General features: G+C 52.0%; 20 protein-coding genes and 1 pseudogene. 11 read left to right on the plus strand and 10 right to left on the minus strand.

Annotated features, from left to right (window positions below; genetic code table 11):
- Nucleotides 1-14: 14 nt before the first annotated feature.
- The 4 genes from AXA67_06980 (at nt 15) to AXA67_06995 (ending at nt 2,606) form a co-directional block, all read left to right on the plus strand.
- Nucleotides 15-278 (plus strand): hypothetical protein, encoded by a 264-nt coding sequence (locus AXA67_06980; protein KXJ40965.1) that lies wholly within the window; start codon nt 15-17, stop codon nt 276-278.
- Nucleotides 279-698 carry a twitching motility protein PilT gene (locus AXA67_06985; GenBank protein ID KXJ40966.1) on the plus strand — a complete coding sequence of 140 codons (420 nt, stop codon included), beginning with the start codon at nt 279-281 and terminating at the stop codon, nt 696-698.
- Between the two features lie 345 nt (nt 699-1,043).
- Nucleotides 1,044-1,757 (plus strand): hypothetical protein, encoded by a 714-nt coding sequence (locus AXA67_06990; protein KXJ40967.1) that lies wholly within the window; start codon nt 1,044-1,046, stop codon nt 1,755-1,757.
- Between the two features lie 18 nt (nt 1,758-1,775).
- Nucleotides 1,776-2,606, plus strand: coding sequence for a hypothetical protein (locus AXA67_06995; GenBank protein KXJ40968.1), 831 nt, complete (start codon nt 1,776-1,778; stop codon nt 2,604-2,606).
- Nucleotides 2,607-2,855: 249 nt separating this feature from the next.
- On the opposite strand, the gene AXA67_07000 is transcribed toward AXA67_06995, so the two are convergent.
- A complete protein-coding gene (locus tag AXA67_07000; protein KXJ40969.1) occupies nt 2,856-3,554 on the minus strand; it encodes an alcohol dehydrogenase in 699 nt (232 codons plus the stop codon).
- Nucleotides 3,555-3,989: 435 nt separating this feature from the next.
- Here AXA67_07000 and AXA67_07005 point away from each other — a divergent pair, with 435 nt between their 5' ends.
- Entirely contained in the window at nt 3,990-6,155 is a 2,166-nt protein-coding gene (locus tag AXA67_07005) for a hypothetical protein (protein KXJ40970.1), read from the plus strand.
- A 163-nt stretch (nt 6,156-6,318) separates the two neighbouring features.
- Here AXA67_07005 and AXA67_07010 read toward each other — a convergent pair whose 3' ends face one another.
- On the minus strand, nt 6,319-6,579 hold the full coding sequence (locus AXA67_07010; protein KXJ40971.1) for a hypothetical protein: 261 nt from the start codon (nt 6,577-6,579) through the stop codon (nt 6,319-6,321).
- On the opposite strand from AXA67_07010, the gene AXA67_07015 reads away from it, so the two are divergent.
- Both AXA67_07015 and AXA67_07020 read left to right on the plus strand, forming a co-directional pair.
- Nucleotides 6,565-6,993: a hypothetical protein gene (locus AXA67_07015; GenBank protein KXJ40972.1), complete on the plus strand. Its 429-nt coding sequence runs from the start codon at nt 6,565-6,567 to the stop codon at nt 6,991-6,993. The two genes, AXA67_07010 and AXA67_07015, sit on opposite strands and share 15 nt — an antisense overlap.
- 11 nt (nt 6,994-7,004) lie before the next feature.
- The gene (locus AXA67_07020) at nt 7,005-7,484 is read left to right on the plus strand and encodes a peroxiredoxin (GenBank protein ID KXJ40973.1); all 480 of its coding nucleotides are present in this window, start codon (nt 7,005-7,007) and stop codon (nt 7,482-7,484) included.
- A gap of 112 nt (nt 7,485-7,596) precedes the next feature.
- Here AXA67_07020 and AXA67_07025 read toward each other — a convergent pair.
- Nucleotides 7,597-8,637, minus strand: a pseudogene (locus tag AXA67_07025) (permease).
- A gap of 657 nt (nt 8,638-9,294) precedes the next feature.
- Here AXA67_07025 and AXA67_07030 point away from each other — a divergent pair.
- The 3 genes from AXA67_07030 (at nt 9,295) to AXA67_07040 (ending at nt 14,780) form a co-directional block, all read left to right on the plus strand.
- Entirely contained in the window at nt 9,295-12,135 is a 2,841-nt protein-coding gene (locus AXA67_07030; GenBank protein KXJ40974.1) for a ribonucleotide-diphosphate reductase subunit alpha, read from the plus strand.
- A gap of 157 nt (nt 12,136-12,292) precedes the next feature.
- Nucleotides 12,293-13,375: a hypothetical protein gene (locus AXA67_07035; GenBank protein KXJ40975.1), complete on the plus strand. Its 1,083-nt coding sequence runs from the start codon at nt 12,293-12,295 to the stop codon at nt 13,373-13,375.
- A gap of 31 nt (nt 13,376-13,406) precedes the next feature.
- A complete protein-coding gene (locus tag AXA67_07040; GenBank protein ID KXJ40976.1) occupies nt 13,407-14,780 on the plus strand; it encodes an arsenic transporter in 1,374 nt (457 codons plus the stop codon).
- Between the two features lie 375 nt (nt 14,781-15,155).
- On the opposite strand, the gene AXA67_07045 is transcribed toward AXA67_07040, so the two are convergent.
- The 4 genes from AXA67_07045 to AXA67_07060 all read right to left on the minus strand — a co-directional run bounded on the left by AXA67_07045 (nt 15,156) and on the right by AXA67_07060 (nt 20,861).
- Complete coding sequence (locus AXA67_07045) at nt 15,156-15,863, minus strand: hypothetical protein (protein KXJ40977.1); 708 nt, start codon at nt 15,861-15,863, stop codon at nt 15,156-15,158.
- Nucleotides 15,864-16,173: 310 nt separating this feature from the next.
- On the minus strand, nt 16,174-17,670 hold the full coding sequence (locus AXA67_07050) for a SpoVR family protein (GenBank protein ID KXJ40978.1): 1,497 nt from the start codon (nt 17,668-17,670) through the stop codon (nt 16,174-16,176).
- Nucleotides 17,667-18,929, minus strand: coding sequence for a hypothetical protein (locus AXA67_07055; GenBank protein KXJ40979.1), 1,263 nt, complete (start codon nt 18,927-18,929; stop codon nt 17,667-17,669). The genes AXA67_07050 and AXA67_07055 overlap by 4 nt, the downstream gene beginning before the upstream one ends.
- Before the next feature lie 9 nt (nt 18,930-18,938).
- Nucleotides 18,939-20,861 carry a PrkA family serine protein kinase gene (locus tag AXA67_07060; protein ID KXJ40980.1) on the minus strand — a complete coding sequence of 641 codons (1,923 nt, stop codon included), beginning with the start codon at nt 20,859-20,861 and terminating at the stop codon, nt 18,939-18,941.
- A gap of 223 nt (nt 20,862-21,084) precedes the next feature.
- Between AXA67_07060 and AXA67_07065 the strand changes: the two genes are divergently transcribed.
- Entirely contained in the window at nt 21,085-21,825 is a 741-nt protein-coding gene (locus AXA67_07065; protein ID KXJ40981.1) for a hypothetical protein, read from the plus strand.
- A gap of 9 nt (nt 21,826-21,834) precedes the next feature.
- Here the strand turns inward: AXA67_07065 and AXA67_07070 are convergent, their stop codons facing one another.
- From AXA67_07070 to AXA67_07080, 3 genes are read right to left on the minus strand one after another with little or no spacing between them, the layout of a single operon-like run.
- Complete coding sequence (locus AXA67_07070; GenBank protein ID KXJ40982.1) at nt 21,835-23,205, minus strand: hypothetical protein; 1,371 nt, start codon at nt 23,203-23,205, stop codon at nt 21,835-21,837.
- Nucleotides 23,168-24,703, minus strand: a complete 1,536-nt coding sequence (locus AXA67_07075; protein KXJ40983.1) for a glycosyl transferase family 1 — start codon at nt 24,701-24,703, stop codon at nt 23,168-23,170. The genes AXA67_07070 and AXA67_07075 overlap by 38 nt, the downstream gene beginning before the upstream one ends.
- Nucleotides 24,693-25,673, minus strand: a complete 981-nt coding sequence (locus tag AXA67_07080) for a hypothetical protein (GenBank protein KXJ40984.1) — start codon at nt 25,671-25,673, stop codon at nt 24,693-24,695. Before AXA67_07080 ends, AXA67_07075 begins: the two co-directional genes overlap by 11 nt.

Below are 25,673 nucleotides of genomic sequence, written 5' to 3' on the forward strand. Positions count from 1 at the left end.
TTATTGTAACCATCATGTCCATATTGTCCAGCCGGGAATTCAATCACCACCCCAGCAAAGCCAAACAGGCCGCCGAAAAAGGTCCGGTAATCATCACCGACAGAGGACGTCCCACCCATGTGTTGCTTACCTGGGAATCCTATCAGCGCATGGCGGGTGGACAGACCAGCCTGTTGGATGCCATTGTTCCGGAGGAAACCGAAGAGTACGTCGAGTTCGAGCCACCGAGACATGAAGGCGGTTTCCACAAAAGCGCCGTCCTCGAGAACGGGGATTGAATGTTCCTTTTGGACACCAATGTTATCTCGGAACTGCGCAAGGCGCCTTTCGGAAAGGCCAACCCGAACGTGGTCCGGTGGGCTTCCGCCAGGGCGGTTACGGATTTTTACTTGTCTGTGGTTTCCATGTTGGAGCTGGAACACGGCGTGCTTCTCATGGAGCGCAAGGATGGCAGGCAGGGCTTGGCGTTACGGCAATGGCTGGAGGGGCGGGTGAAATCTGGGTTCACAGAGCGTATCCTGCCCATCGACACGGAAGTGGCTGTCTGTGCGGCCCGGTTGCATGTGCCGGATCCAAAACCGGACCGGGACGCATTGATTGCCGCCACCGCCATTGTCCATGGTCTGACAGTAGTCACGCACAACCTGAAGGATTTTTCGGCAATGCCCGTTCCGGTCATTGATCCATGGCAGAATTAATACCTTGGCGCTTGTGAGTGGCCAAAAAAATACATGGCTCAAAATAAGTTCTGATGTTATACAGCCGACAGCAGATATGCTCAGGTTTACGCGATCTTTGACCGTCATTTCGACCAGAGGGAGAAATCTTCACACCCCAGCCTCGATTTTGGATCAACTACAAGATTTCTCGCAAGCTCTCTCACTTCGTTCGAGACAGGCCTCGAAATGACAGTGCGTAACATCAGATAAGGTGTCTGTTTTTTTGACTACGTCAACACCCAAACATCGTTTGCTCAGCTAGATTTACTTGTCACCCGCTTTCAGGCTCGTTTCTGATTTGGAAAAAACTTTGGAGATGAAAAATTGGCGTTCAAATTGGATGTCAGGGCGGCGAGCCTGATAACCGTTGTGATTCTGGCAATTGCGATAGCCGCCATCCTTGGCCCGATACCCCAGGACCCCGCCTATCACCAATTTGCCGATGCCCGCGCATGCGGTTCCATTCCCAACTGCTTCAATGTCCTGTCCAATCTGGGGTTCGTGTTGGCGGGATTTCTGGGGCTGCGCTCGGTTTTCAAGTGGCCGGCGCCGTTACAACCGGCCATGAAGGTGTTCTGGTGGGGGATTCTCCTGATCGGCCCAGGCTCTGCCTGGTATCACTGGGCTCCGGATGATGCGCGGCTGGTGTGGGACCGGTTGCCGATGACCGTAGCCTTCATGGGCTTGTTTGCCGCCGTGCTGCAAGATCAATTTCATTTGAAAGGTTACTGGCTGCCCTTGCTGGTGGGGGTTGGCCTGGCGAGCATCGGGGTGTGGCTGGTGTTTGATGATTTGAGGTTTTATGGCCTGGTGCAATTTTTACCACCGGTATTGATCTTGTTGATTTTTTATCTGTCTCCGCCCGGGGTGATTCCCCGACAGGCTGTGTATTATGCTTTCGCCTTTTATGTCTTGGCTAAGGGAGCGGAATTTCTTGACCGGGAACTATTGGCGTTGACCGGCTGGATCAGCGGCCACACGCTCAAGCATTTGCTGGCTGCCGCGGCGGTGACATGGCTGATAAAAACCGAAGGTTAACTGAAACGGATTGATGCAATGAAATCCAAGCTCGCTGAAAGACAAGCCTTGTTAAATAAAGCGAGGATATTCCAACTCCTCAAATACACCATCTATATCCTATTGATGGTGGATGCTTATCAATACTTTCTTTCCGACTACGCTGCCAGCCGGCATTTATTTGAGACGGGTTTTAGTTTCAGCGAATTTGCCAAGGCCTTCGCCATCACCATTGATGTGACTGCGTGGCTGGTGTTGCTTTTGTTTTTTGAGCTGGAAACCGCCGTCATTCCAGCGGAAAAAATGAAAGGCCCATTGCTTTGGTTTCTGCACGGCGTGCGGCTGGTTTGTTACTTTTTTGTGTTCTCCTCGTATTACGGTTATTTCTCGAAATATTGGATGTTCGTGAATGCAGTGCCTTTTGCCGTGGATGACGTGTGCGCATTGGTGGGGGGCGCTTATACCTATGTGGTGGACCTGGATGAATATTTGCCAATTACGGAAGGAGTTTGCCAGAAGTTGAACCAGGCACCTCTGATGCGGTTGGAAGGGACGCATATTTTGGCCGATCCCGAGCGTTTGCAAGAGGCCCGCTTCATGGCTTTGGTAGATGTCCTCTACGCAACAGTTTGGTTAATTGTCATTGCCATTCTGGAGATTGATGTCTATTTGAAAGAGCACGGCAAGCTTAAAGGCTGGGTGCTGCTGGCCAGTGAAGTCACCAAAGCGCTTTTGTACCTGGCGCTACTGGGGGGCGCCGTTTTTTGGGGGATCAAAGGCGAGTTTCTGGACTTCTGGGATGCTTTTCTCTGGTTGGCCGCTTTTGCATTAATTGACTTGAATGTGTTTGGTTTGGCTGACGATTCGTAGGTTGTTATTGAAGGGTGTGTGAAATCACTTATTCACAACCGCTAGTCAAAAATGAAAAGTAAATGTCAAGCCCAGCAGTCAAAATTTTTCAGTTATATATTTTCTTGTAAACTATTGATTCTTATGGATAAATTCGGTTTGTCCAGTTTTTTTACAATTTGATAAAAGGCCATGATTTATGCGGGATTCAGGCTGCTTTTTGCAACTTGTTCACAAAGTTATCCACAGCTTTTGTGGAAAAAAATAGAGTTATAAATTCCGCACATCCAGGAAAGAACCGCTTTCATAAGCCTTTAGTTTCGGGAAGGTTTCAGCCAGCAGGCGGGCGGCTTCTTCTGGCGACATTTTCTCGGCATCCTGAACCCTTTGCACCGAGGGAAACTTGATTTTATCGCTGGTTTCAATCACTTTCGCCAGCATGGGGGTCCAAATAATCCCGGGCGCCAAGGCAGTGACGTGGGTGGATTCCATTTCCCGCGCATAAAGTTTCAACAAGCTGTTCAGCGTGCCTTTTGACAAGGAATAAGCATTCCAGCCCCGGTTGCAATTCACCGCCGCGCCAGAAGAGATGCCTACGACTTGATCGATATCGACCTCCAGATCAATCAAAGTATCGAGTAACACCTTGTTGGCCCAGACGTTGACTGTCATCACGGCGTCGATTTCATACAGGGGCGTCTCTGTCATATCTTTGATGGCCCCCAATACCCCGGCATTCAAAATCATCAAATCCAGGTTTTGGACGCCGTTTAACAAAGACCTTGCCGCTGGATCGATCCTTTCCAGTTGTTGCAAATCACAGTACTGGAAGCGGCATTTGCCGTGGTCTTGCAGCGGCTCTGGAAAATGACGCCCAAGCGCATATACCTCAGCTTCTTGCTGTAAGTACCATTGAGCCAGGGCTAGACCAAGTCCCGAACCGATGCCTGTAATTAAGATTCGTTGCATAGACATAACTCTTCTAAAGTGCGGGTCGAAAGAACCATTGAAAAATTCAGGAGTTTAAGGTGTTCCTTGGTGTGAGTCCATTTGTTTTGAGTGATGTTTTGCAAGCTATCTCCTGGCTAGCCGGCTCTCGGTCACTGAGCACGATGCTTTGAACCTCGGTAGATTCTGAAAAACTAGCCGGTATCGATGAAGTTCTCCCGCATCTGTGCGGATGGACGGTCACGTGAATGTATTTTGTCCACCTGGACAATCAATCCACTTATCATTCTGTGTGATATGCCGCACTAACTGCGGTATATCACGCAATATTTTGATAAAGGGCTTTTCTCTATTTTGATAAGGCTTTGAATTTAGTGGCTTATGATACTAAGGAACAGAATATGCTTAAATGCTTAGTTTCTAAATATTGATCGTCTTTTTATAGAGGAGGATGCCATGAGAAAGCTCAGTTTGCCGAAACTGATCGCAGTAGCCATAGTCTCTCAAATTCACGGTGTATGGGCGGAGTATGAGGAGTTGCCAACCTTGGTGGTGGAAGGAGAGATGATGGAGCCTGGGACTGTTTCGCTTCAACCCGGTTCCACCGGGGCACTGGATGCCGCGGATTTTCTGAATTATGTGCCTGGGGGAAATGTCAACCGTAATGGCCCGTTGACTGGAATTGCTCAGTTCCGGGGGTTGTTTGGGGAAAGGGTTAACCTACTCACCAACGACATGGCCCTGAAGCCTGCCTGCACCAATGCCATGGATGATCCTGCCAGCCACATTCCTTCTTCCCTGTTCCAGTCGATCACTGTTTATCGGGAAGTAACCCCGGTCAGCACTGGCCTGGAAACCATCGGCGGAACAGTCCAAATGAAATCCCGGGAGAGCGAATTCACCGATGAGAAAAAGTTTAGTCTCCAGGGGTTCGGTAGCGCTGGCTATAGTGGTGTCAGCAATGGTCATTACGGTGCTGGCTTGTTTGGGGTGGCTAATCAGCATTTTCGTGCTCATTTTGCCGGCAGTGTTGAACGGGGCCGGGACTATCGCTTCGACCGCACCCGCCGAGTCAACTCCAGCAAATACAGCCGCGAGACCTACGAACTTGGTTTCGGCTTAAGAGGTGCCGGCCATGAGTTCGGTTTCACTTATGACAACAAATACACTGGCCATTCCGGCACGCCGTCATTGCCCATGGATATTCTCTTTGACAGAATGAGTATCTATCGGGGCGAATATCATTGGGACTTGGGCAGCGGCTGGAAACTAAGTTTTTTGGGGTTCTACCAAAACGCCAATCACGTTATGAACAACTTCAGTTCCCGTCCCGCACCGACCAACAAGAAACGCTGGCGTGAGGCCGAAACCGAACTGGAAACCGGCGGCTACAAATTCACCGTGACCATTCCGAATATCGGTCCAGGCAGTCTCCAGTTGGGCTTTGACGGCGATGTGGCGCTTCACAATGCCGTTATCCGCAATCCTAATAATACAGCTTTTTTCGTCAGCAACTTCGAAGACGTCAATCGCAATCGCTATAGCGTTTATGCCGAGTGGCGTGGCGAGCCGTTCGAAAAATTCACTGTGACCACCGGTGTTCGCTACCGCTATACCTATATGGATGCTGGCAAGGTGGATGGCACACCGGCGCGCAAAATTGCCGCGGCAAAGACGCTGCGTGACCGGTTCAATGCGGCCGATAGGCGTCAAGATCAGCACGACGTGGACGTTGGCATGAATTTCCGTTATGCTCTGCGGGACAGCGTAGATCTAGTGCTGGGCCTTGCCCGCAAGACCATGGCACCCACCTACCAACAGCGCTACACTTGGTTACCGCTTGAATCCACGGGTGGTCTTGCGGATGGGCGGGTTTATATCGGCAATATCGGATTGGACAGCGAGAAATCCTACGAGGTTGTGGCTGGGTTTGATCTACGCCTGGATCATTGGGGCGATTGGATCCATGATATCTATTTCGAACCTCGGGGCTTCTATCGCTACATCAATGATTTCATCCAAGGCCAACGGGCCACTGACCCAACGGTTCTAGCGGCGGCTAACGCCATGTTGCCTGGAAGAACCTGCCCGAACGACCCCAGCCCCGGCGATAATGACGCCAGCGATTGCGTTTTGCAATGGGCCAATGTCAATGCCCAGCTTTACGGGACCGATATTCAGGCCGGTCTGGCTGTGGGAGATCACTTCCGGCTGGATGGATTATTGAACTACACCCGCGGTCAGAAGTTAAGTGGTAAGGACGATAACCTCTACCGCATTGCGCCTCTAAATGGCCTTATCCGGGGGACATTTTCCTGGTGGGATTTTTCTTTTTCCACTGAGTTGGTTGGAGCGCTACATCAGGACAAGGTGGCCGACTACAACAAGGAAAGGAAAACTTCGGACTGGAGTGTGTTGAACCTGCGCTTGCAGTATCAGCCCTCTTATCGTTATGTCCAAGGGCTTAAGATCGCCTTAGGGGTGGACAACGTTTTCGACAACGAGCACACCAACCATCTCAATGGTCTCAACCGGGTTCGTGGTACCAGGAATTTGCCCGTGGGCTCAAGGGTGCCTAACCCCGGGCGCAATTTGTATGCAACTCTTACCTATGACTTTTAAGATAGGAATTTTGTCATTCACTCTCTTTTTGAAACATTCTGTCCAGTAACGTTAATATGCATCTTAGGTCTCCTCTTCGGATTTGATTCACAAGGTAAATCTTCCATTGTGACACCTCAATTCAGGTAAGGGGGAGGAGACCATCTCATCAGGCTAGTGCGGTTCAATAAAACTGCATTTCGTTTCCGGTATCGGCGTGATAATCTCTATAAAGGTTTTGAATGCTGGTTGCTTCAAACTTCAAACCTAAATTATAAGGATTATTTTTTAACACCCTTTCAACCCGTAACGGTAAAGGTATATGCAGCTGATTATTACAGCCGTTGGTGACCACCAAGGCACGGTATTTTCTGAATTGCTTAAGCTCATCCAAGAGTGTTCCTGCAATATCCAGGAGAGTCGGATGAGCATGATGGGCGGTCATTGCTTGGGGTTGCTCTTGGTGCAGGGGAATTGGAACCATGTGGCGAAACTGGAAAATTTGTTATCCGCCCATCAGCAGCGCACCGGTTTCCATGTTTATTACAAACGGCTGGCGGGGGAGGGGAGCAGCGGCAAGGAAGACGCCTTGCTTTATGTGACGGAAATTGTCGCCAAGGATCAGCCCGGCATCCTGGGCAATTTGGTGGATTTTTTTGTCTCCCAAGGGGTGGGGATACAGGATCTTAGATCCAGCTGTTATCAAGTGCCTTATGTGAAATCCGCCGTTTCCACGATTCATATGCTGCTTAAAATCCCCGATGATATCTCCGTTATCACTTTGCGGGATGATTATCTCGAGTTTTGCGAAAAGTTATACGTGGATGCGATTTTGGAACCGGTAAAACCCATTGTCTAAGGAAAAATGTTATGAGTGAAGCTGTTGTAGAAGTAGGCCAGTCTGTCCCGGATTTTGAGCGTCCGGCTACCGGTGGAAAGACGGTGAAATTATCCGATCTGCGCGGCAAGTATGTGGTGTTGTATTTTTATCCCAAGGACCACACGCCAGGTTGTACCCAGGAGGGACGGGATTTTCGCGACCATTACGAAGAATTCAAGCAATTAAATGCAGAGGTTTTCGGGGTATCCCGCGATAGTTTGAAAACCCACGAAAACTTCAAAGCCAAACAGCAATTTCCTTTTGAACTGATTTCAGATCAAGATGAACAGCTGTGCCGGATGTTTGGCGTGATCAAAAAGAAGAAAATGTTCGGCAAGGAGGTGATGGGCATTGAGCGCAGCACTTTTATTATCGACCCGGAGGGAAAACTGGCCGCCGAGTGGCGGAAAGTGAAAGTCAAGGGTCATGTGGCGGAAGTGTTGGAAAAACTCAAAGCCTTGCAAAGCTAGGTTATTGCAGCATCGTCTTCTGCTTTTTGTCCGGGCGGTCGCTTTTTATCCGCCTGCCCCGCCCATGAAGGCGGGGTTTGCTGGTTTTTTCGAAATGTTGATAGCGTTGTCCCCGGGGCCAGGCGGAGATAACCGCTTCCACCAAGGTCGCCAGGGGAATGGCGAAAAACACCCCCCAAAACCCCCACAATCCGCCGAAAAACAAAATGGCGACGATGATGGCCACCGGGTGCAGGTTGACCACTTCGGAAAACAAGATAGGCACCAGCAACATGCCGTCCAGGGCCTGAATGACGAAATAGGCAATGGCGATGTACCAGAAGTCATTGCTCAGGCCCCATTGGAAATAGGCCACAATCAGTACTGGGAAGGTCACCACCGTGGCGCCAATGTAGGGAATGATGACCGACAACCCCACCAAGACGGAAAGTAACAGCGCGTAGTTGAGCCCCATCAAAGAAAAGGTCAAAAAACTCGCGCCGAAGACGATCAAAATCTCAATGACCTTGCCGCGAATGTAGTTGCCAATCTGCGCATCCACGTTGCGCCAGACTTGGGCGGTCAGGTGAATATCCTTGGGCAGAAATTGTTTGAACCACCCCAAAATGCTGTCTTTGTCCTTGAGGAAGAAAAAGACCAGCAAGGGAACCAGGATCACATACACAATGATGGCGATGATGTTGACCAAGGAAGAATAGGAATAGCTGACCAGGGCCTGGCCCATGGAAAGCAGTTCCTGACGAATCGCCAGGGTAAGTTCGTTGATTTGGGATTGACTGATGAATTCGGGATACAGTTCCGGGAGGCGGTTCAAAAGCGCCAGCCCTTGGGTCACCATGTTAGGCAGTTGTTGGACCAGTTGGGCCAACTGTTGATAGAGCAAGGGCAGGAGTGCAATGACGGTGAACAGCAGCAACGCCATGAACCCGACAAATACAATTGTCACGGCGGGCAGCCTGGGGATGTTGAGCTTTTCCAGGGCGCTGACCGGCCCTTCCAGTAAATAGGCAATCACCAAAGCGGCAAACACCGGCATCAGCATATCCGCCAGCATGACCACGGCAAAAAAACCGATGGCCAGCAGGATAGTCAGCGCTATCGCTTGCGGGGTGGGGAAAATGCGCTTGATCCAGCGAAGGAATATCTGGGTCAAAGTGGGAGCGTGGGGGGAGGGTTGCGGGTGTTTGGGTGCCGGCATGGGAGTAGCCTTTTTCGTTTTTTATCATTATAGAGAGTTTTTTCTCCTGGCTATTTTGCCAAAAGATGGCGTGAGGGCTGGAATTATTTTTTGTCTGCGAATTTCCGCGGCCAAGGTATTCCGGTCTTCCTTCTGTGGGACGCCGTGAACTCATCCCTGAGGGCTTGATGGTGGCCATCCAGGCCACCAACACCCACGGAAGGAAGACCGGAATACCTTTTTTGCCCTAACATTGAGACATTCTCCTGCTCACCCACAGGTTATCCACAGCCTATCCCATGGATAAACACAACATATTGGGGTTGACATTATCCAAAAACACCGTCTATAGTGTCTTGCAAGGAATTCAAAAAATCTGTTTTACAACCCGATGAATGTTGTGAGTCACGATGGATGCTTGGCGGCAATTGCCGGATTTTATGCCGCAAGAAGTATTCCAGTCTTCTTTCCTCGGGACGCCGTAAACCCATCCATGGGGGCTTGATAGCGGCCATCCAAGCCGCCAGCACCCGCAGAAGGAAGACTGGAACACCTCAAGAGAGTGGTCAATTTTTACAGGCGCGAAGTGAAAAAAATTTTTAATATCCCCAATCCATTACCACGGGAGGCGTTATGGAAACCGATCTGATCAGCCCATCCAACCAAATTGATTCAGCTCAATTGTCATCTGCCGAATTGAGCGCCGAAGTCCAGGCCATGATACCGGGTGAATTAAAAGTCATCCGCCGCAACGGCAAATTCACCGGTTTTGACGCCAACAAAATCCGCCTCGCCATCACCAAGGCGTTCCTCGCCGTGGAAGGGGGGCAGGCGGCGGCCAGCCGGCGGATTCACGACACTGTGGCGGAGTTGACCGAGCAAGTGGTCCGCGCGCTGATGCGGCGCTTGCCCGCTGGCGGCACGATTCATATTGAAGACATCCAGGATCAAGTGGAGCTGGCCTTGATGCGCAGCAGCCACCACAAGGTGGCGCGGGCTTATGTGCTGTACCGGGAAGAGCGGGCCCGGCTGCGGGCGGACAAACAGGCCAAGCAGACCCAATCTGGCGCGGCGTCGATTCATGTCACCGATGCCGAGGGCCGCCGCAAGCCCCTCGATGAAACACGCATGCAACGGGTGGTGGAGGAAGCCTGCCAGGGGTTGGAAGATGTCGAACCCGCCTGGATTCTGGAAGAAGCCAAACGCAACCTCTACGATGGCGTGCCGGAGCAGGAAGTCGCCGACACCCTGATCATGGCGGCCCGGGTCAAAATCGAACAGGCGCCCGCTTACAGTCAGGTGGCGGCCCGGTTGCTGCTGGACAAGATCCGCAGCGAGGCGTTGGGCTTTTTGAGCGGCCGTTTCGAAGTCGCCACCAGCGCGGAAATGGCAGAGCAATATCCCGCCTATTTCGAGCGCTACATCCGCCGCGGCATCGAATTGGAACTGCTCGATCCGGTCATGGCCCAATATGACCTGGAACAACTGGGCCAGGCCCTCGACGCCTCCCGGGACTTCCAATTTACCTATCTGGGCTTGCAGACCCTCTACGACCGTTACTTTATCCACTACAACCAGGTGCGTTTCGAATTGCCCCAGGCTTTCTTCATGCGGGTGGCGATGGGGCTGGCAAAGAATGAAATCGATCGGGAAGCGCGGGCCATCGAGTTTTACCGCTTGCTCTCCAGCTTCGATTTCATGTGCTCCACCCCCACCCTGTTTAATTCGGGCACGCTCCGGCCGCAATTGTCTTCTTGTTATCTGACCACTATTCCCGATGATCTGGAGGGGATTTTCAACGCCATCAAGGAAGACGCCATGCTATCCAAATATGCCGGCGGGCTTGGTAATGACTGGACGCCGGTGCGGGCCATGGGTGCCCACATTAAGGGCACCAACGGCACTTCCCAAGGGGTGGTGCCGTTCATGAAGGTGGCCAATGATACCGCAGTGGCGGTCAACCAGGGGGGCAAGCGCAAGGGCGCCATTTGCGCCTACCTGGAAACCTGGCATCTGGACATCGAGGAATTTCTCGAACTGCGCAAGAACACCGGTGAGGAACGCCGCCGCACCCACGATATGAATACCGCCAATTGGGTCCCGGATCTTTTCATGAAACGGGTGGCCGAGGAAGGCGAGTGGACGTTGTTTTCTCCCGACGAAACCCCCGATCTCCATGATTTGTATGGGGAGGCATTCGAAAAAGCCTATCTGGCCTATGAGGAAAAGGCCGGGCGGGGAGACATCAAGCACTTCAAGAAAATTCCGGCGGTGCAGTTGTGGCGCAAGATGTTGACCATGCTGTTCGAGACCGGCCATCCCTGGATTACCTTCAAGGACCCGTGCAACCTGCGCTCGCCGCAGCAGCACGTGGGGGTGGTGCACAGCTCCAACCTGTGCACTGAGATTACCCTCAATACTTCCGATGAGGAGATTGCGGTATGCAATCTGGGTTCGGTGAATCTGGCCGCCCACGTGACCGAAAAGGGCCTGGATGAGGAAAAACTGGCCAAGACCGTCACCACCGCCATGCGGATGCTGGATAACGTCATCGATATCAATTACTACAGTGTTCCCAAGGCGCGCCGCTCCAACCTCCGCCACCGGCCGGTGGGATTGGGGTTGATGGGTTTCCAGGACGCCCTTTACCGCCAGCGGATTCCCTATGCCAGCGAAGATGCCGTTGCCTTTGCCGACCGCAGTATGGAGATGCTGAGTTACTATGCAATTCAAGCCTCGACACAACTGGCGGAAGAACGGGGCCGCTACGCGTCCTACGAAGGGTCTTTGTGGAGTCAGGGAATCTTGCCCATCGATTCCATCGGCCTTTTGGCCCGGTCCCGGGGGGAGTATCTGCAAATGGACCGTTCCATGAGCCTGGATTGGGATAGCTTGCGGGCGGCGGTGAAAGCCAAGGGCATGCGTAACTCCAATTGCCTGGCGATTGCCCCTACCGCCACCATTTCCAATATTTGCGGGGTGTCTCAGTCCATCGAGCCCACCTTCCAGAATTTGTATGTCAAATCCAATTTGTCGGGGGAGTTCACTGTGGTCAATCCCTACTTGGTGGAGGATTTGAAGGCGCGGGAGTTGTGGGATGAAGTCATGATCAACGATATCAAATACTACGAAGGCAGCGTGCAGATGATCGACCGCATCCCCGACGACTTGAAGCAGCTTTACGCCACCGCCTTTGAAATCGACCCCCGCTGGCTGGTGGAAGCGGCTTCCCGGCGGCAGAAGTGGCTGGACCAGAGTCAGTCCCTGAATCTCTATATGCCCGAGCCTTCCGGGAAGAAGCTGGATGCGTTATATAAGCTGGCCTGGCTTCGGGGGTTGAAAACCACTTATTACCTGCGTTCCCTGGGCGCGACCCGGGTGGAGCGACATGCACCGAGCGCGCCGGCCACTTCTGAGCTTGAAGAGCCGAAAGTGTGCTCCATATTGGATCCGGATTGCGAGGCGTGTCAGTGAGATTAACCTTCAGATGTTGGGGATGGCTTTTTGAAAAACGCCATAAACCCTTCCATGGGGGCTTGATGGCGGCCATCCAGGCCGCCAACATTTTCAAAAAGCCATCCCCAACATCCCAATATTTATTTAACCGGGTGTAAAAACGAGGAGAACCACCATGTTGAACTGGGATGATCCCCTGGAAAAAATTACCCCTGCGGCTTCCGCCAAAGAGCACTTTACCGACTTGCCGGGCGTCGCCGCGGACTGCGAGGCGGAACCTGCGGTTGACAGCGTCAAGCGTCTGGTGGGCGGGTCGGATTTGACCGCCAACATCGCCCCCATCAAATATCAGTGGGCGTGGGACGCTTATATCAAATCCCAGCGCAATTTCTGGCTGCCCACCGAAATCGGAATGGGAGAGGACTTGATGGCTCTCAAGCAATTAAGCGACAACGAGCGCCATACCTTCTTCACCACCTTCGCCACCCTGACTACCGCCGACGCCTTGCACCAGCGCAATCTGGCTCTGGCGGTCTATGAGCGCATCAGCGCGCCGGAGGTGGGGATGGCGATTATCGCCCAGATGCACCAGGAAACCATCCACTCCATGAGTTATCAGCACATTATCGAGTCCCTCAATTTTGACGAGGATGAGATTTACCTGCTGTATCAGCGCATCCCCCAAATCCGCGCCAAATTCGAATACAGCAACCGCATGACCCGGGGGCTGCAAGGTCAGACGGCGGACCTCAAGGAATACGTGCGGGGCTTGTTCTTTTATTACATGATTTTTGAAGGGGTCTGGTTCATGGCCAACTTCTGCCCCATCTTCTCCATGCAGCGGCGCCGGCTCATGGTCCGTACCGGCGAGCAACTGCAATACATCGCCCGGGACGAGTCCGGCCATGTTGGTTTTGGCCGCGCCCTGATTTGGGCCTTGTGGCAGGAAGCGCCGGAAACCCGCCTGGAAGAATCGGAGGCCCATGAATTGATGCGCGAAGCCATGGCATTGGAAACCGATTATGCCGAGTACACGGTCAAGCCCATGCTGGGCTACGACCTGGAGCTGCACCAGCGCCACGCGAGATATCTTGCCAACCGCCGCCTGCAAGACATGGGCTTCGCCCCGATCTACCCGGAATCGGAAGTGGCATGCCTGCCTTGGTGGGAGGAGCAGATTGGCTTTAGGAAGGAAAAGAACTTCTTTGAAACACGGGTCACGGAATATCAAACTGGTGGGGCGCTGAGTTGGGATTGAGCCTCCGTTAGGATGGGAGCCTGTAGGGAGAATGAGAAAAATAGTGGAAGCGGAATCGGTTACCTACGGACTCACCTGGAATACTCCGATGACGGTGTCGGCCATTATTCTGGTGCTGACTTTCATCGGGATTTTTACCGAGGGTCTGCACGGTTTTCACCGCACCAAGTTCGCCATGCTGGGGTCAGGCGTTATGATTATCGCCGGGCAATGGTTTGGCTTCTATGATCCTCAGCGGGCGCAGGAAGCGGTGGACTGGAATGTGGTATTCCTGCTTGGGGCCATGATGACCATTGTCGCCATCATGATTCCCACCGGGGGGTTCCAGGCTTTGGCATACCATATTGCCGACTACAGCAAGGGCCGGCTTTTCTTGTTGATGGCAATGATGGGCACGGCGGTAACGGTAATTTCATTACTGTTGGACAATGTTACTACCGTGGTGATTTTTGGTCCCCTGATTATCCTGATCTGCCAGGCAATGCGGGTGAGCCCGGTACCCTATCTGTTAGCGGCGGCGCTGTTGTCCGATACCGGCGGGGTGGCGACTTTAGTAGGCGATCCGCCTAATTTGATGATTGGCTCTGCGGCCCATATCGACTTTAATACCTTTTTCTTGCGCATGGGCGGTATTGTCCTGGTGGCCTGGCTGGCCATCTTGTTTGCACTGAAATACTTGTTTCATAAAGAGTTGTCCGTCATTCCCCAGATACCTGATTTCAGCAGAAAGGAGGAAATCAAGGACCCCACCACTTGGTATAAAGCCTTGGGAGTAATGGGGGTGATGGTGGTGCTGTTTATATTCCACCATGCGTTGCACTGGGAAGCGTGGATGGTGGCGGCCTTTGGCCTGACCTTGCTGTTGTTTCTGGCGCCGGATGTGGATATGGACGCCTCCTTCGAGAAGATGGAAATGACGCTGTTGATTTTCTTCATCTCTTTGTTCGTTTTAATTGGCGGTGTCGAGCATAGTCATTTCCTGGAGTACATAGGCCAGTATATTGAACCTTTCGTGGATGAGGATTTGTTGACGGCGTGTATTGTATTGATGTGGGTGGCGGCGATTCTGTCGGCCATGATTGATAATATTCCCTTCACCGCTGCCATGATTCCCATCATTTCCGCCATGGAGACCAAGGGCGTGAATGTGACCCCACTGTGGTGGAGCCTGGCGATCGGGGTTGGGATGGGCGGCAATGGCACCCATTTGGGTTCCTCCGCCAATGTCTTTATCGTGACGTTGTCGGAACGGGTCGCCAAGGAAACCGGCGATCCCAGCCTGGCCATCACGCCGGGGGTTTGGTTCAAAAAAGGCACCCCGGCCATGATCCTGACTTTGGTGGCTTCGTCCTTGATAATGTGGCTGTTTTTTGATTTTTATGCAGCGCCTATTCATCCACATTGATAAATTTCGGTTGGCTGCATTGTGCCAGAAAACTTTCAGGAAACCCTTTCTTGTACCCCAGGCGGATCAGATTTTCCGGCCGATTGGTTGTTTCCGAGACGTCGAAAGGCCCCAGTTCCAAAAAGCTAATCTGCCTGAAATAGTCATGGAGAGGTTGAGGCTAATAACCAATTTGGTGTGGGTGACGGAATCAAAATCGTCACACCGGAAGGGAATCACGATGTGATACTGACCTGTCAGGAAAAAGCGGATAGTGCTTTGACTTAGGTGGTTCCGGGTTCAGGTCACAGGGTTAGACTTCACTTTCAGAGATTGGATTGCTGGCCAGATATCTGGAGTCCCATGATGCGGCAAGCGTGGCAGAGGGTTCCTGATTTATTCGATTTCCGCCTCGAGAAATTTCCGCCCTGCCTTGACACCCGCTTCGATATCTAACCCAGGAACCACCGCCCCCAGAAGAGAATGGGTAATATCTGCATCTGCGGCAATCAGCTTGCGGATTGCCTCATGGTCAGGTGCAGGAATATTGTTGGCTTGTTCTTTTAATTTTTTGATGGTCTCTTTATAGTCAGTGCCAGGATCCACATCGGTCATAGATGCGAGTCCCTCCAACAGGTTGATGATTGCTTCATAGTCAGATGTAGATGGATAAGCGTCGGCTGCTTCAGAGTTGAACTCAGAGATGTACCCCTTTATCAGTTCAGTATCGCGGATGCTGCAGGCTGCGAGTAAACCCACATCATCAAAACCATCTCCCTTGTCATAACTGGCCCGTTGCCACTTCTCACCATTCCAGCCATAGATGAAACCAATCCATGGTCCCTGGGGTTCCGGGTTCAGTGCCTCTCCCCACCAGTCTGGTGCATCCTTGAGCAGGTCGGTTTCTTCTTCACCGAAATACTCGGCAGCTTCACCAAAATAGGTTTCTGAATATTCATGGTCATGACCAAACAGGACAGCTCTGCTTTTGTCCACAAAATGGAGCTTGGCCCAGTTACCGCCGCCATCATGATACAGCCACTGATTGGATGACAAGGCACAAACGTCATCACCCCATCCTCTGGCGGCAAGCACAGCGGCCAATGCTGCCCATCCACCACGAAGCTGTTTTGGAGCGGGTATATCAAGATCGATTAGTGGCATGACAAAGAAGCTTGCGGATCCAAATGTTATCTATTTCTCATTATATTTTTAAATATTTTTAAATCGGTTTAAAGAAAACGCCAAAGGCATACGCTTGAATCATGAAGAAATTCCTGGTTGTACTGCAAGTTCTCTTCGTGGCAGGAACCAGTTTCAGGTCTGCAGTGTTTTATTCAAGCCTATTTTTGCTCGATTCATCGGAGGCCGAGGGAAATAAACTACTTATGCTGTTTGCTTTAATTCAATGAATTTAGGAGCCACATTCCACGCACCATTTGACCTTGCCGTTGGGGTCCACGGTTTCCAGCCGGACTTTGAAACCCCACAGGCGGTAAATATGTTTGAGGACTTCGTCGGCGGTTTCCGCCAAGGGGCGGCGGTGGTGCTGGTAATGCCGCAAGGTCAGTGACCTGTCGCCCCGGGTATCCACCGAGTAAACCTGAATATCCGGTTCCAGGTTGCCTAGATTATAGTGTTCGGAAAGTTGATGGCGGATTTCCTGGTAACCTTCGTCGTCATGGATGGCGGTGATTTCCAGCTCCTCTTCCTCGTCGTCATCGAGGACGCTGAATAGCTTGAATTCCCGGATCACGGTGGGGGAAAGGTATTGGGCGATGAAGCTGTCGTCCTTGAAGTTCCGCATGGTGAAATCCAGGGTTTCCAGCCAGTCGCTGCCGGCGATGTCGGGAAACCAGTGTTTGTCTTCTTCGGTGGGGTTCTGGCAGATTCTCTGGATATCGCGCATCATGGTGAAGCCCAAGGCGTAAGGGTTGATACCGCTGTAATACTTGCTGTCAAAAGGCGGTTGGTAGACGACGTTGGTGTGGGTTTCCAGAAACTCCAGCATGAAGCCCTCGTTAATCAAGCCTTCGTCATAAAGCTGATTCAAAATGGTGTAATGCCAGAAGGTGGCCCAACCCTCATTCATGACTTTGGTGTGGCGCTGGGGATAGAGATATTGGGCGATCTTGCGCACGATGCGGACAATTTCCCGCTGCCAGGGTTCCAGCAATGGGGCGTTTTTTTCAATGAAATAGAGCAGGTTTTCTTCCGGTTCCGGCGGATAACGCTCGCTGCTGTCGGAAGCTTTGGCAAGCTTTTGCGGGACGGTTTTCAGCCACAGTTCATTGACCTGGGATTGCAGGTATTCGGCCCTTTCCTTTTGCCGCAGCTGTTCTTCCTTGAGGGACAACGGTGGCGGTTTGCGGTAACGGTCCACCCCGTAATTCATCAGCGCATGGCAGGCGTCGAGGATTTCCTCCACGGCCTCATCGCCGTAGCGTTCCTCGCATTCGGAAATATAATTTTTGGCAAAGACCAGATAATCGACAATGGCGTCGGCGGAAGTCCAGGTTTTAAACAGATAATTATTTTTGAAAAAAGAGTTATGGCCATAACAGGCGTGGGCGATCACCAAAGCCTGCATGAGCATGGTGTTTTCTTCCATGAGATAGGCGATGCAGGGATTGGAATTGATGACCAACTCGTAAGCCAACCCCATCTGGCCCCGTTTGTAGTTTTTTTCGATGGACAAAAACTGCTTGCCGAAGGACCAGTGGTGGTAATAGACTGGCAGGCCGCAACTGGCATAAGCGTCCATCATTTGCTCGGAGGAGATGACCTCAATCTGGTTGGGGTAGGTATCGAGGCCAAAAATTTCGGCGATGCGGGCGATTTCCGAATCAAACCGTTCCAGCAAGGGGAATGTCCATTCGGAACTGGTGGTGATTGGTTTATTGTCACTCATCCTGCTGATGCTTTTTTCTTGAACAATTCCCGGAAAACCGGATAAATATCCGCCGGTTCATCAATCGCCTGCATGGCAAAGTTGGGCCAGTGAGCGGCGACCTTTTCATACTCTTGCCACAGCCCCAGAGGATAATCGTTGTCGATTTCTATATAAGCATAGTATTGCAAATAGGGCATGATTTCTTCGTTTAACAGCCGGCTGCAATTGCCGGAATCCTCGGGCCAGTTGTCGCCATCAGAGGCTTGGGCGGCATAGATATTCCAATCCTGGCTGGGATAGCGCTCACGGATGATATCGCGCATCATTTCCAGGGCGCTGGAGACGACGGTGCCGCCGGTTTCCCGGGAATAAAAGAATTCTTCTTCGTCCACTTCCTTGGCGATGGTGTGGTGGCGGATGAACACCACGTCGGTGCGTTCGTAGTTGCGGGATAAGAAAAGATAAAGCAACAGGAAAAACCGTTTCGCCAGATTCTTTTTGTACTGGTCCATGGAACCGGAGACATCCATGAGGCAGAACATGACCGCCTGGGTGGTGGGCTTGGGGATCTTTATCCGGTTGCGGTAACGTAAATCCAGGGTGTCTATAAAAGGGACAGCGGCGATTTTGGCCTTGAGCAGGTCGATTTCCTTTTGCAGATCCCGGCGTGTTTCTTCGTCCGCGCCATCGGCTTCCAACTCGGCCAATTCTTTTTCCAATGCCTTCATTTTGCGCCGGCTGGCCATGGTCAAGGCGATGCGGCGGGCCTGGGCCTCTTTCAAGGAACGGACAATGTGGAGGTTGGGGGGGATGCCGTCTTTGGCGAATCCCGCCGGTACACTTTTGTGGGTGACCTCTTTTGCCAGCTTGGTTTTGACCAGGTCCGGCAGTTCGAGATCCTCAAAGAAAAATTCCAAGAACTCGTCGCGGCTGAGCTCGAAGACGAAATCATCCATCCCTTCGCCCTGGTTGCTGGCCCGGCCGCCCTGGCCGGCGCCCCCATCGGGCCGGGGAATGCGGTCTCCGGTAATGAAATCCTTATTGCCAGGGTGAATGATCTCCCGCCGCCCGCCGGGGCCGTGGTGAAAGACAGGTTCCGACAGATCCTTGGCGGGGATGGTGATTTTCTCGCTGCTTTCGGTATCGGTGACCGAGCGCCCGTCCACCGCGTCGGAAACCGCCTTGCGGATCTGTTTGCGGAACCGCTTCAAAAACCGCTGGCGGTTGACGGCGCTTTTGTGTTTGGGGTTCAGGCGGCGGTCGATGATTTGCGACATGGCTCGGGCTCAAGTGGATTTGCGGACTCTCAAATACCATTCGCTCAACAGCCGGACCTGCTTGGGCGTGTAGCCCTTTTCCACCATGCGGTTGACGAAATCCTCGTGCTTCTTCTTGTCCTCCGCGGAAGATTTGGCGTTGAAGGAAATCACCGGCAGCAGTTCCTCGGTGTTGGCGAACATTTTCTTTTCAATGACTCTACGCAACTTTTCGTAGCTGGTCCAGGCCGGATTGTTGCCTGCGTTCTTGGCCCTGGCCCGCAGCACGAAGTTGACCACTTCGTTGCGGAAGTCCTTAGGGTTGCTGATCCCTGCGGGTTTTTCGATCTTCTCCAGCTCTTCGTTGAGGGCGCGGCGGTCGAACACTTCGCCGGTGTCGGGGTCGCGGTATTCCTGGTCCTGAATCCAGTAATCGGCGTAGGTGACATAGCGGTCGAAGATATTCTGGCCGTATTCGGCGTAGGATTCCAGATAGGCGGTCTGGATTTCCTTGCCGATGAAATCGATATAGCGCGGCACCAGATATTCCTTGATAAAGCCGAGATAGCGCTCTTCGATTTCAGGCGGGTATTGTTCCTGAATGATCTGTTGTTCCAGGACATAAAGAAGATGGACCGGGTTGGCGGCGACCTCAGAGTGGTCGAAGTTGAAGACCTTGGAAAGAATTTTGAAGGCGAAGCGGGTGGAGAGCCCCTGCATGCCTTCATCCACGCCGGCGAAATCCCGGTACTCCTGATAGGATTTGGCGCGGGGGTCGGTGTCCTTGAGGTTTTCCCCGTCATAGACCCGCATCTTCGAGTAGATGCTGGAGTTTTCCGGTTCCTTCAGCCGGGACAATACCGCGAATTGCGCCATCATTTGCAAGGTATGGGGGGCGCAGGGGGCTTCCTTCAAAGAACTGTTGCGGAGCAGTTTTTCGTAGATTTTGACTTCCTCCGAGACTCTCAGGCAGTAGGGGACTTTGACGACATAGATGCGGTCGAGAAAGGCTTCGTTGTTTTTGTTGTTTTTGAATTGTTGCCATTCCGATTCATTGGAGTGGGCCAGAATGATGCCTTCGAAAGGAATAGCAGGCAGTCCTTCGGTGCCTTTGTAGTTGCCTTCCTGGGTGGCGGTTAGTAAGGGATGCAGGACCTTGATGGGCGCTTTGAACATCTCCACGAATTCCATGATGCCGCGGTTACCCAGGCACAAACCGCCGGAATAGCTATAAGCGTCGGGATCGTCCTGGGCATAGGTTTCCAGCTTGCGGATATCCACCTTGCCGACCAGAGAAGAAATATCCTGGTTGTTTTCGTCCCCGGGCTCGGTTTTGGAAATGGCCCGTTGATCGAGAATGGAAGGACGGACTTTGACTACCTTAAATTGGGTAATGTCCCCATTGAACTCATGCAGGCGCTTGGAAGCCCAGGGAGAGATGATGGTGTTCAGATAACGGCGTGGAATGCCGTATTCGTCTTCCAAAATAGGGCCATCTTCTTCGGGAGAAAACAGGCCCAGCGGGTTTTCATGGATAGGTGAGCCCTTGATGGCATAGAATGGGACTTTTTCCATCAGGCTCTTGAGTTTTTCCGCCAGGGAGGATTTACCGCCCCCAACGGGCCCTAACAGATATAGAATTTGTTTGGCTTCTTCCAGGCCCTGAGCCGCATGGCGGAAATAGGCCACGATTTGTTCGATGGTATCCTCCATGCCGTAAAAGTCGGCAAAGGCGGGATAGCGTTTGATGACTTTGTTGGCGAAAATGCGGCTCAGGCGCGGGTCGAGACGGGTGTCCACCAATTCTGGCTCGCCAATGGCGAGCAACATGCGTTCCGCCGGTGTGGCGTAGGCGGATGGGTCGTCACGGCAAATTTCTAAATATTCTTGGAGGGTATATTCTTCCTCTTGACTTGTTTCATATCGGGAACGGTAATGGTCGAAGATCCCCATGGATGCCTCCTCAACGTTGACAGCAATATTCAGTGGATTAGCGGAGATTTTTGTCTTCGCCTGTTAATAAAGATAGTAACGCAAATCTCGCGCCAAAAAAGAATAGAATGAGTAAAGAGCAGCGTATGCACTATTGTGACGCTTGAGATGCGCGATGGTTCCGGGAAAAATTGTCAAAAAAACAGACATTTTGCGGTAATTTTTAACCTGTAATGACAATATTATGGCGCATTTTTTTCCACCGGGTATTCATATCGGGACTTCCGGTTGGCATTATGAGCACTGGCGGGGGCGTTATTATCCCCTAACGTTGCCAACGGGAGAATGGCTGACATTCTATGCCCGGGATTTTCACTGCGTGGAAGTCAACAACAGCTTTTACCGACTGCCTTCCCCTAAAACCGTGGCTCAGTGGACTCAGCAAGTACCCGATGGCTTTATTTTTGCGGTCAAAGCCAGCCGGCTCATGACCCATATGAAAAAACTCAAAAACTGCCAGGCGCCTTTGCAGCAATTTTTGCGGGTAGTTTCAGGATTCGGGGACAAACTCGGTCCAATTTTGTTTCAGCTGCCCCCCCGCTGGCATCTGAACCTGGAGCGGTTGCGGGATTTTTTGCATATCTTGCCAAAGGAGTATCAATATACTTTTGAATTTCGCGATCCCAGTTGGCACTGCCAGCCTGTTTACGAGTTACTGGAGGCATTTGACATGGGGTTTTGCCAATTCGACCTCGCTGGCTGGCAGTCCCCCGAAGTGATTACTTCAGCCTTGGTGTACATTCGCCTCCATGGGCCTGGGGCGGCTTACAGTGGTTGTTGCGATGCAGCAAAACTCAGGCAGTGGTCGGAAAAAATAAAACAATGGGCGGAGGAGGGCAGGTCGGTATTTGTCTTTTTTGACAATGATCAGAACGCCTATGCGGTGAAAAATGCGCGGCAATTGCAGGCCATGATCAGGTCGTGAATATTCGGGCTAGGTACTCATCATAAATGTCTTATAGGACAGTTCGCGCAGCTCTTTATCAATAATTTTCAGCGCCACGACGGTGGCGCCCAGCATCCCGGCCACGAAGCCGTAACCATACAATTCCGGGCCCATTTGCAGGGTAAACAATGTCAGGCCGGTATTGAGTGCGGCGAGCACGGCGCTGACAACCAAAACTTCTAGGCGTTTGTCGAGATAAAAAAGAATATTAAGCGCGCCAATCAGAATCACTTGGATACCAACGCCAATCACATTGACATGAAACAATGGCGCGTATAAAGGATCGAGCCCAAAAACCTTCAACAACGCAGGACCTGAGGCAATGATGGCCAAAGCGGTAATGGTTTGTACTTTAATAATATCGAAAATGCTTTCCCGGGCGCAGAATGTCATCTCTTGTTGCAGGTGCAATATTGTGGAAAGGGCGCCCCCGCTGCGGACGGTTTGGTAAAAACGATCATAGGCTTCGGCGAAGTCGGTTTCGATTCGCATGATAAAAACCGCCATGCCTGGAATGATGGTGAGATAGGCCAGAAAGATCGGCGAATCATAAATCGGCGAGGCCCGAAGTCCGCCAAGAACCGGGCTGCCCGTTGGCCCCAGCCAGAAGATAATCTTGTCAATCCAGACGCCGAAATTGAACAAGAAACCGGTTGCCAAGAGTGACGGGAATCCCCGGCCCTTTTTGAAAATATCAAAATCTATCAGTCTGGGAGAAGGATATTCCTTCCAAACCAAGGCGGACATCCCCAGCACCAAAATGGTTTGGCCGAGCATAAAACTGGCCAATAGCCCTTCTTTACCCCATTGGGCAAACCAGGGATTGAGGGCCAGCATGCTGCCATAGCCAAGGAAGTAGATCAATATAATCATCTTATATTGCTTGAGCCCGGTAAGCAGGACTGTCAGCAACCAAACCAGGCATAACAGCGCAAAAGTGGTGAAGACCAACAGTTGATACAAAACGGGAACATCGTCGAAAGTCAGGATCAAAAATGCGGCTACCGTGGGAAGCGAAATTGCAAAACTTGCCAGTACCGCGGCATGCAGACCGGGTAAGACGCGGCTTGGTTGATGCTCGAACAGGCGGTCGGCGATATAGCGGGTGAAATACAATTGCAGCCCACCGGTAAAAATGAGGGAAAAGGCAATCAGCCAGGTGACTGTCACCTGGAATTGTGCGATCAGTTCAGGTAGATAAACGGCTTTGAGGCTCAGGAAATTGATCAGTAGCATGGCCAAAATGGAAATAATCCACGGCCCTGAGCCAATCACGCCCGCAAACAAATAAGCCTGAAAAAGCCCGGTAAAGGAGTCTTTTTTAAGAAGTTTCCGTAGTTCGAAGCCGATACCGGCCATGTTCGATCGCCTCGGTATAAATCTCCCGGAATCGGGAAAGCATTTGGTGTTCCGTGTAATAAGTTTCAACCCGGGTAATCGCCGCTTGCTGAGCTCGGCGCCACTTCTCGGGGTTGGTTAAAAGCTCCAGGGCCGCCCCGGCCAATGCCGCGGGGTCGGCAATACCGACGACTTTGCCGGAAGGGCCGATGGCATGGTCTTCCGGGGTGCGTCCTTCAATCAGTTCCCGGCATGAGCCGACGTCCGTTGAAATACAGGGCAAACCGCTGGCGTAAGCTTCGAGAATAACAAGGGGCAGCCCTTCGCTGATGGAGCTGAGTACCAGTACGCCGGATTGAGGGAGAATGTCGGTGATTTTCTGGAAACCCAAGAACTTGACTTTGTCTTTGAGTCCCAGGCTGGTGACTAATTGCTGGCACTCTTCAAAGTAATCCGGGTCTTCATCGGTGGGGCCGACAATCCAACCCTCCGCTTCCGGAAGGCGATTGGCCACCGTGCGCATGGCGCGGATAAAGGTTTTGATATCCTTGATGGGAACAACCCGGCCCAACAAGCACAGGACTGGCGGGGGGGGAAAGGGTCTTTGCTCCCGTAGCGGCGCAAGACGCTCGATGTTTACCCCATTGGGGATAATCATGGTGCGATAGGGATCGGCGCCATCGTCAATCTGCCGCTGACGGGCTTCGTTATACAGGCTAATAATGGGATTGGCGCTGTCGTAGGCAAACTTGCCCAGCGCTTCGAAAAAACGGATCCACATTTCCCGCAAATAGCTCAGTTGCATAGGATTGTGTTGAAAGGGATTGCGGTTGTCGGCAATCCAGTCAGCCGCCAGGAGATCGATCCGGCGCTCCTTGGTATAAATACCGTGTTCCATCAGGATATAAGGTGCGTTGCGGCTGTGTTGGAGCATGGCCCCGAGGAAGCCAGCGTAGCCAGTGGAAACGCTATGATACGCTGCCGCTGGCGGCAGTGTGCGGACCAGCTTCAGTAATACCCATAGAGGCTGATGCAGATTGCGTACGGTCCAGAAATAGTCGATGAAAGAAGGCTCGGTGCTGTATTTATGAAAACACTCGCTGATGAAATTCCAACTGGCCTTGCTATGCAAGAATGTGGATTCGTTAAAGACTTCTGGATTGTCTTTAACCGTGCGGGATAGATCCGGCACCGGGGCGTTCTTGTGGTCGAGCAGTTCGCGCAGTTCGCTGTGGAATTTTTCCACACATTGAAATTGCTTTGGGGATATTTTGGGAGGGACAGCAGGCGGTGGCGGGCTGTCATAAAGGAAATGTTCCTCATAATGGACAATATTGTCCGGCATGTCATAGGATTTTTTCCCGTAATCCTGCTGGCGGGAGCCAATAAAAACCAGAGAAAAACTGATTTCAGGCAAACCTTTGATAATATTGGCCACCCACGAGGAAACTCCGCCACGGACGTAAGGGTAAGTGCCCTCTAGGATCAGCATTAAATCAGCAGGAGGATTATGTGGCATCAGAAATATTCCACAGCCGGTAAACGGGTTTCAAGGCAGGTTGCCATGCCAGGGTGGGTGCTTCCTGGAGAAAATAGGGGATTTGTTCAAACTGCCGCTCAAGGTAAGCATATTCCGCGGCATAGGGCATGATTCTACTGGGTGGGGCGTGGAAATACAGCGCATGCTGCAAGGCGTTGTCCGCCACCTCATAGGCATTGGCGCGCAAGGCCATACGGGCTTGAAGTATCCAAAGTCCGGTATCTTCCGGCAAAAGTTCAAGCGCCAGTTGAAGATGGAACGAGGCTTGTTCCAAATGGAATTGCTGCAAGTCTTCTTGGCTGAGGGCCTGGTAAAGCAGTTCCCAATGCAAATAAGCCAGTTCCTTGTGAAAGCGGCCTAATTGGCCTGGATCCGGGTTGTCCTCCAGGTGTTCGTGCAAGGTGTGAATCAATTCCAGTATCCGCTTTTCCCGGCGATCGAGCATGCTGAAAGCGAGCAAGCGCAAATAATCATCTTGGTGGCCTAATGTTTGCCGCAAAACTTGCGTATCGGCAGGGGTGTTATGTTGGTCAAGGGCCAACAGCGCCAATACCGCGCTATCACTTGCCACAGAAGGGTCCAGTAGTCTTTTGACGGCGCCACCGGCACTGAAATGAGTGGGTTGGGCGGAGATTTCCGGTGCATAGGCAGGGGGTTCCAAATGGGTTGGAATGGGTTTAGGGCCAGCTTTGCCCAAACGGGATAATTTCACTATGGCAGGGAATAAAATGAAGGGTCCGATGATGGGGATGCAGGCGCCTAGAATCCATAAGAACAGCCCATCCCGAAACCCCCAATGCGTATGACTTAGCCTTCTGCAGAGAAGGAAGGTTAAGGTGGCGCTGAGGCCGGCGATCAATGCATTTAGCATTAGCGCATTGGTCAGGTTAAGCCATGGTGGCAGAAGTTGGGCGGGCGGGGGGGCTGCCAGTTCGGGTAATATAACCAC

Source organism: Methylothermaceae bacteria B42 (assembly GCA_001566965.1).
GTDB lineage: Bacteria > Pseudomonadota > Gammaproteobacteria > Methylococcales > Methylothermaceae > Methylohalobius.

Coding starts and splice junctions, on each gene's coding strand:
- AXA67_06980 (KXJ40965.1), top strand. CDS start 15: ATGTCCATATTGTCCAGCCGGGAATTCAATCACCACCCCAGCAAAGCC.
- AXA67_06985 (KXJ40966.1), top strand. CDS start 279: ATGTTCCTTTTGGACACCAATGTTATCTCGGAACTGCGCAAGGCGCCT.
- AXA67_06995 (KXJ40968.1), top strand. CDS start 1,776: ATGAAATCCAAGCTCGCTGAAAGACAAGCCTTGTTAAATAAAGCGAGG.
- AXA67_07000 (KXJ40969.1), bottom strand. CDS start 3,554: ATGCAACGAATCTTAATTACAGGCATCGGTTCGGGACTTGGTCTAGCC.
- AXA67_07005 (KXJ40970.1), top strand. CDS start 3,990: ATGAGAAAGCTCAGTTTGCCGAAACTGATCGCAGTAGCCATAGTCTCT.
- AXA67_07015 (KXJ40972.1), top strand. CDS start 6,565: ATGATGGGCGGTCATTGCTTGGGGTTGCTCTTGGTGCAGGGGAATTGG.
- AXA67_07010 (KXJ40971.1), bottom strand. CDS start 6,579: ATGACCGCCCATCATGCTCATCCGACTCTCCTGGATATTGCAGGAACA.
- AXA67_07020 (KXJ40973.1), top strand. CDS start 7,005: ATGAGTGAAGCTGTTGTAGAAGTAGGCCAGTCTGTCCCGGATTTTGAG.
- AXA67_07030 (KXJ40974.1), top strand. CDS start 9,295: ATGGAAACCGATCTGATCAGCCCATCCAACCAAATTGATTCAGCTCAA.
- AXA67_07035 (KXJ40975.1), top strand. CDS start 12,293: ATGTTGAACTGGGATGATCCCCTGGAAAAAATTACCCCTGCGGCTTCC.
- AXA67_07040 (KXJ40976.1), top strand. CDS start 13,407: ATGAGAAAAATAGTGGAAGCGGAATCGGTTACCTACGGACTCACCTGG.
- AXA67_07050 (KXJ40978.1), bottom strand. CDS start 17,670: ATGAGTGACAATAAACCAATCACCACCAGTTCCGAATGGACATTCCCC.
- AXA67_07055 (KXJ40979.1), bottom strand. CDS start 18,929: ATGTCGCAAATCATCGACCGCCGCCTGAACCCCAAACACAAAAGCGCC.
- AXA67_07060 (KXJ40980.1), bottom strand. CDS start 20,861: ATGGGGATCTTCGACCATTACCGTTCCCGATATGAAACAAGTCAAGAG.
- AXA67_07065 (KXJ40981.1), top strand. CDS start 21,085: ATGGCGCATTTTTTTCCACCGGGTATTCATATCGGGACTTCCGGTTGG.
- AXA67_07070 (KXJ40982.1), bottom strand. CDS start 23,205: ATGGCCGGTATCGGCTTCGAACTACGGAAACTTCTTAAAAAAGACTCC.
- AXA67_07075 (KXJ40983.1), bottom strand. CDS start 24,703: ATGCCACATAATCCTCCTGCTGATTTAATGCTGATCCTAGAGGGCACT.